This is a genomic window from uncultured Amaricoccus sp. (assembly GCF_937858865.1).
GTDB lineage: Bacteria > Pseudomonadota > Alphaproteobacteria > Rhodobacterales > Rhodobacteraceae > Amaricoccus.
Map to the genome: position 1 here is coordinate 1 of NZ_CALLYO010000340.1, position 12,055 is coordinate 12,055.

11 protein-coding genes are annotated in these 12,055 nt (G+C 69.1%); 3 read left to right on the plus strand and 8 right to left on the minus strand.

Features of this window, described 5'->3' with window-relative positions:
• Window positions 1-124: 124 nt before the first annotated feature.
• From iolC to Q0112_RS09700, 4 genes are read right to left on the minus strand one after another with little or no spacing between them, the layout of a single operon-like run.
• Entirely contained in the window at window positions 125-2,050 is a 1,926-nt protein-coding gene (gene iolC / locus Q0112_RS09685; RefSeq protein WP_297974523.1) for a 5-dehydro-2-deoxygluconokinase, read from the minus strand.
• 38 nt (window positions 2,051-2,088) lie between these two features.
• Window positions 2,089-2,892, minus strand: a complete 804-nt coding sequence (locus tag Q0112_RS09690; protein ID WP_297974526.1) for a TIM barrel protein — start codon at window positions 2,890-2,892, stop codon at window positions 2,089-2,091.
• Between the two features lie 11 nt (window positions 2,893-2,903).
• Window positions 2,904-3,914: a Gfo/Idh/MocA family oxidoreductase gene (locus tag Q0112_RS09695; protein WP_297974528.1), complete on the minus strand. Its 1,011-nt coding sequence runs from the start codon at window positions 3,912-3,914 to the stop codon at window positions 2,904-2,906.
• A 10-nt stretch (window positions 3,915-3,924) separates the two neighbouring features.
• A complete protein-coding gene (locus Q0112_RS09700; RefSeq protein ID WP_297974531.1) occupies window positions 3,925-4,965 on the minus strand; it encodes a substrate-binding domain-containing protein in 1,041 nt (346 codons plus the stop codon).
• Between the two features lie 68 nt (window positions 4,966-5,033).
• Here Q0112_RS09700 and Q0112_RS09705 point away from each other — a divergent pair, with 68 nt between their 5' ends.
• The gene (locus Q0112_RS09705) at window positions 5,034-6,155 is read left to right on the plus strand and encodes a LacI family DNA-binding transcriptional regulator (protein WP_297974534.1); all 1,122 of its coding nucleotides are present in this window, start codon (window positions 5,034-5,036) and stop codon (window positions 6,153-6,155) included.
• 54 nt (window positions 6,156-6,209) lie between these two features.
• Here Q0112_RS09705 and Q0112_RS09710 read toward each other — a convergent pair whose 3' ends face one another.
• Complete coding sequence (locus Q0112_RS09710; RefSeq protein ID WP_297974536.1) at window positions 6,210-8,657, minus strand: FAD-dependent oxidoreductase; 2,448 nt, start codon at window positions 8,655-8,657, stop codon at window positions 6,210-6,212.
• A gap of 168 nt (window positions 8,658-8,825) precedes the next feature.
• On the opposite strand from Q0112_RS09710, the gene Q0112_RS09715 reads away from it, so the two are divergent.
• Window positions 8,826-9,380, plus strand: coding sequence for a helix-turn-helix domain-containing protein (locus Q0112_RS09715; RefSeq protein ID WP_297974539.1), 555 nt, complete (start codon window positions 8,826-8,828; stop codon window positions 9,378-9,380).
• Window positions 9,381-9,617: 237 nt separating this feature from the next.
• Here Q0112_RS09715 and Q0112_RS09720 read toward each other — a convergent pair whose 3' ends face one another.
• The 3 genes from Q0112_RS09720 to Q0112_RS09730 all read right to left on the minus strand — a co-directional run bounded on the left by Q0112_RS09720 (window position 9,618) and on the right by Q0112_RS09730 (window position 11,235).
• Window positions 9,618-10,091 (minus strand): hemerythrin domain-containing protein, encoded by a 474-nt coding sequence (locus Q0112_RS09720; RefSeq protein WP_297974542.1) that lies wholly within the window; start codon window positions 10,089-10,091, stop codon window positions 9,618-9,620.
• A gap of 69 nt (window positions 10,092-10,160) precedes the next feature.
• A complete protein-coding gene (locus tag Q0112_RS09725; protein ID WP_297974545.1) occupies window positions 10,161-10,955 on the minus strand; it encodes a DUF6522 family protein in 795 nt (264 codons plus the stop codon).
• 31 nt (window positions 10,956-10,986) lie between these two features.
• Window positions 10,987-11,235, minus strand: a complete 249-nt coding sequence (locus tag Q0112_RS09730; RefSeq protein ID WP_297974549.1) for a DUF2249 domain-containing protein — start codon at window positions 11,233-11,235, stop codon at window positions 10,987-10,989.
• Window positions 11,236-11,425: 190 nt separating this feature from the next.
• On the opposite strand from Q0112_RS09730, the gene Q0112_RS09735 reads away from it, so the two are divergent.
• Window positions 11,426-11,944: an Rrf2 family transcriptional regulator gene (locus tag Q0112_RS09735; protein ID WP_297974552.1), complete on the plus strand. Its 519-nt coding sequence runs from the start codon at window positions 11,426-11,428 to the stop codon at window positions 11,942-11,944.
• Window positions 11,945-12,055: the final 111 nt, after the last annotated feature.

Here is a 12,055-nt window from a genome sequence, read left to right on the forward strand (position 1 = left end):
ATCGCCCAGACGCCCTCGATGAAGCGCGTCCCCTCCTCGGTCATCTGCACGCTCAGCCAGCGCATCATCGCCTGTGCCGCGGTGAGCCGGATCGTCTCCCCCATCTTTCCCCCCGTGTCCTTGATCACGCCACCGCCTCCCGCGCGGCCGCCCGCGCCTGGTCCCAGATCTCGCAGAGCCGGCCGTAGCGCCGCGCCATCTCTGCCACCGCATCGGCATCGGTCGTCTCGCCCTTCATCCAGCCGCGCGCCACCGCGCCGAAGATCGTCCGCCCGACGGCGAAGCCCTTCACCAGACCGAACCCGGCCGCGGTCTCGAAGCTCGCGGCGAGCTCGGCCTCGGGCGCGTCGAGCCCGAGGACGACGATGCCGCGGGTGTGGGCGTCGTTCTCCTCGATCGCCGCGATCGCGTTCGCCCAGCCGGCGCGCGCGGTCATCGGCTCGAGCTTCCACCAGTCGGGGAAGACGCCGGCGGCGTAGAACTGGCGGATCAGCGTCGCGGTGGTCGTGTCGTCCACGGGACCGACCTTCGAGGGGATGATCTCGAGCAGGAACTCGAGCCGGTTGCGGCGCGAGGCCTCCCAGAGGCGCCTGACCGTCGCCTCCTGCTGGCTGCGCAGCTCCGGCGTGTCGGACGGGTGGCAGAAGCAGAGCACCTTCACCACGTCCTCGCGCGCCCATTCGTGCAGCCCGCCGCAGTCGGATCCGAGCTCGGGCTCCAGCGCCAGCGGGCGCGAGCCCGGCCATTCGCAGGGCCGGCCGATCCAGAGGCCGGAGCCCGAGGCCGCATGCAGCGCCGCGCGGCCGAGGCGGCTGTCGCAGAGGATGCCGTAGCCGGGACGGCCGTCCGCCACCTCCAGAGCCGCCTTGAGGCAGAGCTCCTTGAAGGCGCCGATCCTCTCCGGCGTCGCGCCCGCCATCTCCTCGAGCTGCAGCCGGTGGTCGAAGGCGAAGACCCGCATCTCCGACCAGTCGCCGCCGTGCTCGCGCTGGCGGTTGGTCGCCCAGTGCACCTGCTCGAGCGCGGGATCGTTGCGCAGGTCCGGCCGCACGACGCCGCGGGCGAGGAAGAACTCGAGCTCGGCGAGCGACGGATAGGCGGGCGTGCAGCCGTGGCGGGAGACCGCGAAGGCGCCGCAGGCGTTGGCGTATTCGAGGCTCGTCGGCCAGTCCCGGCCGGTCAGCCAGCCCCGCAGCAGCCCGGAGAAGAAACCGTCGCCGGCGCCGAGCACGTTGAAGACCTCGATCGGGAAGCCGGGGCCGGTCTGGCCGTCGTCGAGGCTGCCCGGGATCGCGCCCTCGAAGGCGACCGCCCCCCTGGCGCCGCGCTTGCAAACCAGCGTGGCATTCGAGACGGCCCGCACCGCGCGCAGCGCCGCGAGCGTGTCGGTCGAGCCGCCGGCGATGTGGAACTCCTCCTCGGTGCCGACGATCAGGTCGAAGAGATGCAGCGTCGACTGCAGCTTCGCCGTCACCGCCGCGCTCTCGACGAAGCGGCTCTCGCCCTCGCCATGGCCGGCGACGCCCCAGAGGTTCGGCCGGTAGTCGATGTCGAGCGCCGTCTTCGCGCCGTGCTTCCTCCCCAGCTCCAGCGCCTTCTTGACCGCCGCCTCGGTGCGCGGGTGGCTGAGGTGGGTGCCGGTCGCCAGCACCGCGCGCGCCTCGGCGATGAAGCCCTCGTCGATGTCGGCCTCGGTCAGCCCCATGTCGGCGCAGTTCTCGCGGTAGAAGATCAGCGGGAAGCGTTCGTCGTCGCGGATGCCGAGGATGACCAGCGCCGTCAGCCGCTCCGGGTCCACCTTGACCCCGCGGGTGTCCACCCCCTCGCGCGCCAGCTGCTCGAGGATGAAGCGGCCCATGTGCTCGTCGCCGACGCCGGTGATGACCGCCGAGCGCAGCCCCAGCCGCGCCGTGCCGCAGGCGATGTTCGTCGGCGAGCCGCCGATGTACTTCGAGAAGCTCCCCATGTCCTCGAGCCGGCCTCCCACCTGGTCGCCGTAGAGGTCGACCGACGAACGGCCGATCGTGATCAGGTCAAGCGTCTTCGTCATCTCAGAGTTCCCCGCTCTCCGCACCTGCCGACCGGGCCTCAGGCCCCGGCCCGCGCCGTCAGCTCCTCGGTCACATGCGCCATGCTCGCGCGGAGCGCGGCCTCCGGATCGGCAAGCTCGTGGACCTCCGGGGCGAATGGCTCGAAGCTGTACGGGCCATCGAAGCCGAGCGCGACGAGCCTGCGGATCTGCGGCACGTTCTCCAGCCGGTCGGCGGCGTCGACCAGCACCCGGTGCGGGTCGAGCATCGCCTCGACGGCGACGGCGGGATCGACAACGCCCGAGATGTGGACGAGGCCGGTCCGCTCCGGGAAGAACTCCGTCTCGCCGGCGAGACGGTGGTGGAAGGTGTCGTGCACGAGCCGGTAGACGTCGCCGCCGCCGGCCTCGTCGATGGCCTGCACCGCCTGCGCCTTGGTCCGCAGCGACGAGATCGGGAAGCCGAGCGGCTCGACGAGGCCGATGAGCCCGCGCTCGCGCAGGATCGGCGCCATCGCCTTCAGCGCTGCCACCAGATCGGCGTGGGCCACCCGGTTCCCATCGTTGAGCGGGCACATCACCAGCGCCTTCGCGCCGGCGGCCTGGGCGTAGTCGGCGAGCGCGCGGGCGCGGGCCGGCAGGTTGCCCGACCAGACGTTGAACGGATAGAGCGCGTTGACCGAGACGATCTCGACGCCGGCCTTTTCGGCCGCCGCCTTCACGTCCTCGGGCGCCACCGTGTCGACGACGTCGGGCAGGTCGTTGCGGATCTCGACCTCGGTCATGCCGAGCCTGCGGGCGAGCGCGAGGAAGTCCTCGACCGGGAGCTTCGGGGTGGCGATGTGGTTCAGGGCGAAGCGCATGGGGGCTGACCTCAGTCGTAGAGCGCCGGGCGCGCCGGCAGCGAAATCGGAACGATGGTTCCCGGCGCTTCCTGCGCCGCGACGCATGCGTCCGACGAGATCGCCGCGACGTAGCCGTCCCAGGAGGTCGGCCCGGTGGCGGTCCCCCTGGCGGCGGCGTCGAGGAAGTCCTGGAGCTCGACGTCGTAGCTGGCGATGAAGCGGTCCTTCCAGTCGGTCAGGATGGCGTTCTGCAGCTTCGCCTCCTTGCGCATGACGATCGACATCGGCTCGGGGAGGGAGGCGAGGCCCTCCTCGCCCACGACCTGGCACTGGATGTCGTAGCCGTAGCGGCAGTTCACGAACACCTCGACGTCGATGCGGATGCCCTTCGCCGTCTCGAGGAGGACGATCTGCGGGTCCCTGAGCTTCGCGTGCGAATGCGCGCTCGTGCGCGGGAACACCACCTGCGCCGAGACGTAGTCGTCGTCGAGCAGCCAGCGGAAGACGTCGATCTCGTGGATCAGCGTGTCGTGGATCGCCATCGGCGTGACGTACTGCTCCGGCACCGTCGGGTTCCGGTGCGCGGCGTGGACCATGAGGGGCCGGCCGATCTCGCTGTCGACGACCTGCTTCAGCATCCGGTAGCCGGCGTCGTAGCGGCGCATGAAGCCGACCTGGACGAGGCGGCGGCCGAGCGCGATCTCGGCGTCGACGATGCGCTTCGCGCCGTCGGCGGTGGTGGCGAGCGGCTTCTCGCAGAAGCAGGGCTTGCCGGCGGCGAGGGCGGCGAGGACATACTGCTCGTGGCTCGCGCCCCACGAGGTGACGAGGACGGCGTCGACCTTGTCCGAGGCGATCAGCGCCTCGCCGGTGGCGAAGATCTCCGCGTCCGGCGCGACGGCGGCCTGCACCGCCCTGGCGCCCTCGAGGTTGACGTCGGAGAGGGCGGCGATCTTCGCCCCCGCCAGCACCTGGTTGATCCGGCGGGCGTGGTCGCGCCCGATCGCGCCGGTGCCGATGACTCCGATTCGAACGGTCATGTGTCTGATCTCACTTCCAGAACTTGTCGACGTAGCGCTGCATCTCGGCGCGCATGAAGCGGCCCGACGCGTCGGCCTTCTCCTCCCAGGCGAAGACGCAGGCGGTCATTATCCCGTCGAAGCCGATCTCGGCGAGCGTGCCGAAGAAGTCGTCCCACGGCACCTCGCCCTGGCCGATGTCGAGGTGCTGGTGGACGCGCGTCTGGGTGCCGGGCGGGTTGAGGATGTAGCGCAGGCCGGACGAGGCCTTGTGGTTGAAGGTGTCGCCGACGTGGACATGGGCGAGCACGTCGGCGCTCTCGCGCAGCATCACTGTCTCCGTCTTGCCGGCCTGCGACAGGCCGATGGCGCCGCCGTCGGCGTCCGTGGCGCTGGTCGTGATGATGCCGTCGATCGTGTCGTCCTGAAGGACCGTCGCCTTGATGGTCTCGGCGATGGCGACCCGGTCGCCGAAGGCGCTGCCCGGAAGCGGCAGCTTGCTGGCCGCGGCGCCCTTTGAGGCGGCGCCGTCGACGACGCCCTGGCAGCGCGCCTCGTGGTTGGCCGCCCCGGGAACGGCGGTGACGCAGACGATGTTCTTCGCGCCGTGCTCGCCGAAATACTCGCCGGCGGCGACGCCGGCGACGTATTCGTCCGACCCGACGTAGTTGATCGCGCCGAGCTCCCGGGCCTTGTCGATGGTGCCGGCGTTGATCAGGATCACCTCGATCCCGGCATCGACCGCGGCCTTGATCGCCTCGTCCTGCGCCTCGGGCACCCAGTTCGGGACCGCGATCCCGTCGACGCCCTGGCTTATCGCGGTGCGGACCAGCTGGGCGGCGTCCGGGCCGAGGTTGTCGTAGGTCTGCAGCTGCAGATAGCTCACCGATCCGCCCTGCTGCCCGACGATCAGGGCGGCGTCGTCGAGGCCCTTCTTGATACGGTTCCAGAACTCGTCGTCCGTCTTGCCACCGACGACCGCGATGTTCGCGGCAAGCGCCGCCGGAGCACAGGCCGCCAGAACGGCCGCCAGGGTCAGCGAGGCTCGCGTGACGCGCTTGGTTTGATTCATGTCTTTCCTCCACCCGATCTCGCTGCCGGCGAGATTCCTGTTTCGCGAGTTGTTCTGTATCATCAGTCATGCGATACCAGAACGGCGGAGTGACGCATAAGAGCATAATATCTCAATATATCCTTGAAACGATGACACAGTGCGGAGATGTTCCGATGAACCGACCGACGATCGCGGATCTGGCGAAGGCGGCCAATGTCAGCGTGTCGACCGTCAATCGCATTCTCGCCGGTTCGGCGTCCGTCCGAACCGCCACCATTCAGCGCGTCCAGAATGCAGCAGACGAGATCGGCTATTACGGGCTCGGGACCATCGAGGCGCGAAAGCAGGAATCGATGCCGAGCTACCGGCTCGGATTCCTGCTCCAGCAGTCGACCCGCGAGCTCTACCAACTCATCGGCCAGAAGATTCGTGAAGCGGCGGCCGGCTGGCGCGATGCGCGGATCGACGCGGCAGTCGAGTTCGTCGACCACCTCGAACCGGAGAACATCGCGGCACGGCTGAAGACGCTCGGCCGCGCCTGCGACGCCGCGGCGGTCGTGGCCGGGGACCATCCCCTGATCGGACAGGCGATCCAGGCGCTCAGGCACCAAGGCAGACCGGTCGTCGCCTACATCACCGACCAATCCGCCTCCGAGCGCGCGGGCTATGTCGGTGCCGACAACTGGAAGCTCGGCCGGACCGCCGCCTGGTTCATTGCACAGACCACCTGCCACCCCGGACGGGTGCAGGTCCTCATCGGCAATCACAGATACCAGTGCCAGGACATCTCGGAGGCGAGCTTCCGATCGTACATGCGCGAGCACGCCGGCCACCTCGGCATCGAGGACAGCCTGCCGACGCACGAGGAGCCGAAGGAGGCGCATCGCCTCATCTCGAAGCTCCTGGCCGAGAGAGATGACCTCGCCGGTGTCTATGTCGCCGGCGGGGGCATCTCCGGCGTCCTGCAGGCCGTACGCGAGGCGCCCGAGGAACGCCGCCGCCGCCTCCGCGTCGTCTGCCGGGACATCGGCCCCGAAACCCGCCGCGGCCTCGCCGAAGGCCTCATCACCGCGGCTCTCTGCCATCCCCTCGAGCGGACGTCGGACCAGCTCATCCAGACGATGATCGACGCGATCAGGCAGACCAACGACGGCGTCATCCTCCAGCGCACGCTCCCCTTCGAGATCATCACGCCCGAGAACCTGTGAACGGCAGATACGCCGCCGAACATCGTGAGCGGCACGCGCGGGCTCGTCGCGCGGCTAGCCCCTCAGCGCCGCCGCGCGCGGATCATACATCGGTGCGAGGGACGCCTCCGCTGCGCAGACCCGCCCGGCGACATCGATGGCGTAGGTTGACGCGAGCAGCTCGTCCGCGCCCTCGCCGGGCGTGCAAGGCACGTAGCCGAGGCCGACCGCTCCCCCGAGGGTGTGTCCGTAGTTGCCGGAGGTGATATGCCCGACGATGCGGCCGTCGCGGAGGATCGGCTCGCCGTGGAAGAGCAGCGGCCCGGGGTCGGCGAGGCGGAACTGCACGAGGCGGCGGGAGAGGCCGGCCTCGCGCCTGGCGAGCACGGCATCGCGGCCGATGAAGTCGCCCTTGCCGGTCTTCACCGCGAAGCCGAGGCCGGCTTCGAGCACGTGATCCTCGTCGGTGATGTCGTGGCCGAAGTGACGGAAGGCCTTCTCGATGCGGCAGCTGTCCATCGCGTGCAGGCCGCAGAGCCGGAGGCCGAGCTCCTCGCCCGCCTCCACCAGCGTCTCGAAGACATGCGCGGCCTGGTCGGTGGAGACGTAGAGCTCCCAGCCGAGCTCGCCGACGTAGCTGACCCGGTGGGCGCGGGCGATCCCGAGGCCGATCTCGATCTCCCGGGCCGTGCCGAAGGGGAAGGCGGCGTTGGAGAGGTCGTCGGGCGAGACGCGAGCGAGGAGGTCGCGGGAGCGCGGGCCCATCAGCGGCAGCACCGCCTCGCCGGCGGAGACGTCGGTGACGACGGCAGCAGCGTCGCCGAGGTGGCGGCGGAGCCGGCTCAGGTCGCGGTGCAGGGTCGCGGCCGGGACGACGAGGAGAAAGGCGGTCTCGGCGAGGCGGGTGACGGTCAGGTCGCTCTCGATCCCGCCCCGGTCGTTCAGCATCTGGCAGTAGACGATCCGGCCGATGTCGACGTCGACGTCATTGGCGCAGAGCCGTTGCAGGAACGCGAGCGCGTCGCGCCCCTCGACCCGGATCTTGCCGAAGGACGACATGTCGAGGAGCCCCACCCCCGCGCGCAGCGCCATGTGCTCGGCCCGCTGGTTCGCGAACCAGTTCGGCCGGCCCCAGGTGTAGCGGTATTCCGGCGCCTGCCCCGGCTCGGCGAACCAGTTGGCGCGCTCCCAGCCGGCGGTCTCGCCGAAGACGGCACCGCGGGCCTTCAGGTGCTCGTGCAGAGCCGAGCGCCGGATGCCGCGGGCGCTGGCCATCTGGCGGTAGGGAAAGTGGTCGGCGTAGAGCAGGCCGAGGGTCTCGGTGACCCGCTCGCGCAGGTAGCGGCGGTTCCTCTGGAACGGCTGCGCCCGACGGATGTCGACTTCCCAGAGGTCGAAGGGCGGGGCGCCGTCCTCCATCCAGCGGGCGAGCGCCATGCCGGCGCCGCCGGACGAGACGATGCCGATCGAGTTGTAGCCGGCGGCGACCCAATAGCCGCGCAGCTCCGGCGCCTCGCCGAGGTAGTAGCGATCGTCCGGCGTGAAGCTCTCGGGGCCGTTGAAGAAGGTGTGGATGCCGACCTCGGCCAGCATCGGCATGCGGTGGATCGCCTTCTCGAGGATCGGCTCGAAGTGGTCGACGTCCTCGGGCAGCTGGTCGAAGCAGAAGTCCTCGCGGATGCCGTCCATACCCCAGGGCTTGGCCACCGGTTCGAAGGCGCCGAGCAGGATCTTGCCCGCGTCCTCCTTGTAGTAGGCGCACTCCTCCGGCACCCGCAGCACCGGCAGCCGCTCCAGCCCCGGGATTGCCTCGGTGACGATGTAGAAATGCTCGCAGGCGTGAAGCGGCAGGGTGACGCCATTCCGGGCGGCGATCTCGCGGCCCCACATGCCGCCGCAGTTGACGACATGCTCGGCGGCGATATGGCCGGTCTCCTCGCCGCGCTGCCAGTCGACGCCCGTCACGCGACCGTTGGTGGCGGTGACCGCGGTCACCTTCACACCCTCCGCGATGCGGGCACCACGCATGCGGGCACCTTTCGCGAGGGCGAGGGCAACGTTCGCCGGGTCGGCCTGTCCGTCCTTCGGCAGGTGGACGCCGGCGACGACGCCGTCGATGTTGAGGTGCGGGTACATCGCCTTGACCTCGGAGGGCGAGAGCGCGTTCACCTCGACGTCGAAGGCGCGCGCCATGGCGGCGAGGCGGAGGATCTCCTCGCGCCGCTCGGACGTCAGCGCCACCGTCATCGAGCCGCACTGGCGGAAGCCGGTGGCGAGGCCGGTCTCCGCCTCGAGCCGGGCGTAGAGATCGGCGGAGTATTTGGCGAGGCGGGTGCGGTTCTGGCTCGCCTGGAGCTGTCCGACGAGACCGGCGGCATGCCAGGTGGTGCCGGAGGTGAGCTGCTTGCGCTCGAGCAGGACCACATCGGTCCAGCCCAGCTCGGCGAGGTGGTAGGCGACGGAACACCCGGAGATCCCGCCGCCGATGATGGCGACGCGGGCGGACGCGGGCAGATCGGCCATGGCGGAGAACCTCAGGGGCGAGTCGGGACAGCGTGAGTGAACATCTTTTCGTGAAAATATCAACTAAAATTTCATTAGAAAGGATTCATCGGCCGTCACCTTCACCCTCGCCGTTGACGCGAACGCGATTTGCGGATGGAATCCGGGGGTCACCAGAAGGAGTCCGTCGTGGCGGAGCGGATCGGCGCCGACTTGAGGGCCCTGCGCAAGGCGCGAGACATCACGCTCGTGGAGCTCTCCGCCGCGGTCGGACGCTCCGTCGGCTGGCTCAGCCAGGTGGAGCGCGGACTGGCCGAGCCGTCGGTTCGCGACCTCGGCCTGCTCGCCCGGCACCTCGGCGTCAGCGTCAGCCTGTTTTTCCGCTCGGCGTCGAAGCGGCCCGAGGAGCAGGGCGTCGTCCTGCGGTCCGAGGACCGCATCCCGATCGGCTCCCGCGCGACCGGGCTCATGGAGGAGTTGCTCTCGCCGTCGCTCGGTGGCGCGTTCGAGATGATCCGCTCGACCTTCGCCCCGCATGCCGACAGCGGCGGCACCCGATCCGCTCGCGGGCGCGAGGACGGTGGCGTGGTCATTTCCGGCCGCCTCCTCCTGACGATCGACGGAGTCGAGTTCGCCCTCGGCCCGGGTGACAGCTTCCAGTTCGCCGGTGGCGACTACGCGTGGCGAAATGATCAGGACCAGCCGGCAGTGGTCCACTGGATCATCGCGCCGCCGGTCTACTAGGCGCCAGCCAGCCCTCCTGGGCCTGCGGATCGGCGCGATCCGGGCCTGCGGGCGAGTAACGAAGCATTAACCCGACGAATCCTTTCAGGATCAATGGGATACTTATAGTTTCGCGCGCGAAATCCTGATCGCCCGGCAGCTCGACGCGCCTGCCGGCGGCGCCCCGCCCCGCTCGTTCTTGCGTCTTCACCCGATTGCCCTTGGGCTCCCGTCAGGCCGGAAGGGTCCCGCGGACGGTCAGGCGACCCCCTCGAAGCGAGGGAACAGCACGTCGTTCTCCAGCCGGATGTGCTCCTCGAGGTCCGCCACGAAGCTGCCGAGCCCCTCGTAGAGCGCCGTCCACGTACGGCAGGCACCCTTGGGCAGGGTCAGCGCGGCCGTGAGCCGCCGGATCTCGGCGATCCCGGCGGTGTGGTCGTCGTGGTCGGCGCGCATCGCGGCGATCGGTTCTCTGACAGCCGCGCTGCCGCGGCGGATTGCCGGAAAGAGGATCAGCTCCTCCTTCTTCATGTGCACCTCGAGCTCGCCGATAAGCTTCTCCAGGAGGGTGGCCAACCCTGCAGGCGCACTGGGGTCGCCGGCGTGCACCGTCTCGACCCGCGCGGAAAGCGCGGCCAGATCGGGGAGCTGCTCGCGGTGGCGCCGGTGATAGCGCGCCTCGATGTGCCGGGTCAGGGCAGCGGAGTCGTCGATCGGAGCGGAGTCAGTCATCCGGATATCCTTCCTTCGGTGCAGGGGGCAGACGGCGCGCGCGTTCCGGTGACCTGCAGGGCGCGCAGTTCACGCATCCGCGCCGGCTCCGGGTTCGGGCGGCCGGAGCACGTCGTTCTCCAGCCGCACGTGCTCGGCCAGGCTGTCGATGAATTCGGCAAGACCGGCATAGAGGGTCACCCAGCTGGTGCAGGCGCCGTCCGGCAGTTCAAAATCCCGGCTGATTTCCCGGATCCGTGCGCACTCCGCGGTCAATCGGGCATGATCACTCCGCAACGCCTCGATCCGAGACCCAAGGCCGGAGGTCGCACCACTGCGGATCATTGGAAAGACGACGCACTCGGCCGATCGCATATGTGCCTCCAGCGCACCTCCGATCCGGCCGAGGGCCCGACGGAGGCCCGCAGGGACGCCCTCGTCATCCTCGTGAAGGTCCTCGACCATCTCGGCCAGCTTCCCGAGCTCGCGGAGCCGTCGACGATGGCGGGCGTGGAACCGGCTTTCGATACGTTGCGTCAGATCTGTGAAGCCATCGCCCGAGGCATCGCCTGCCCCGCAGCCCGATCGTGATTCACCTGATATTCCCGGCTCGACCTGCACCGGCGTTCCGGGGCGCGGAGCGACCCTTGCTCGCGTGCGCAACAGCACACCCCCTGCATCATTCACCGTCAGGCGGACGCGGATTGCCCCGTGGCGAAACGTAATCCGATGGCGTCCCTCGTCCTCACCCCGTCCTTCTTCACACAGGCTGGCAATTCGACCCTCGCGCATCAGGCGCTGGACGTCGTCCGCCGGTACTCCGAGCAGCGGTCCGAGGGCAACGGCGTCGATCTGAAATCCGTTCTCGGTCCGCTCCAGTCGCATGGTCCTGTCCTCCCTGGTCCCCTTCGGCCGATCAGGCGGTCGAGCGGGTGATCGCCACCTGCCAGACTTCGGGTCCGTCGCGCAGGAACTCGACGGCAAACCGGTCGGGCCAGCTCTCCTGGATCCGCCGCAGGAGCGGAAGCGGGGCGTGATCGTTGAGCAATACGAAGGTCCCGCCCGGCTCCAGCGCCTCGAGGGCTGCAAAGACGGTTGCGTGGCGCTGTGGTGGAATCATCGGACGAAGATCGACGATGACGGGCACGGTGGTGTCAGCAGGCATGAGTCTTTCCTCGGACGAGCTGCGCCCCATGCTTTGCGTATAAAGAAATATTGTCAATATCTCTTTTGACTGCTATGCAGATGGCTCGTCCGGGAGGTGGCTCGCCACCTTGATGCCTTGCCGGGACGCGGGCAGACGGACCCGCAGAGACGGCCGGTGTGCGGCGCGAGAGGCGGATCAGAGAACGAACATGCGGCTGACGATGATGTCGGACTACGCGTTGCGGGTGCTGCTCTACGCGGCCGCGCATCCCGAGCGGCTGGTGACGATCGACGAGACGCAGGAGGCCTATGGGATCTCCCGCGGCCACATGATGAAGATCGTCGGCGTGCTCGCCCGCGCCGGCCTCCTGCGCTCGCAGCGCGGCCGGACGGGGGGCTTCACCCTGGGCCTGTCGCCCGAGAAGATCCGCCTTGGCGACGTCGTACGCCTGACCGAGCCGGACTTCGACATGGTGGAATGCTTCGCGCCCGGCAATACCTGTGCCATCACACGCTTCTGCCGGCTCCCGGGTATCGTCACCGAGGCGCTGTCCGCCTTCATGACGGTGATGGACCGACACACGCTAGCCGACCTGATCATCCGGCCGCAGGACTTCGGCGCAATAGCGAGGAATGAGGGGCATCGTTCTGACGACAGGAGCAGAGGCGCGGCAGCGTCGCATGGATCAACCGCTGCCGGCCGGTCTCAAGGCGGAGCTCTACCATGAGTTACGCACCGTCGTGAGGATCGGCGACAGGAAAAAAGGCACGCCGACGAGCGCCGTGATGATGCCGATGGGGAAGACGACACCCGGCACGATCGACTTCGAGACGATCGA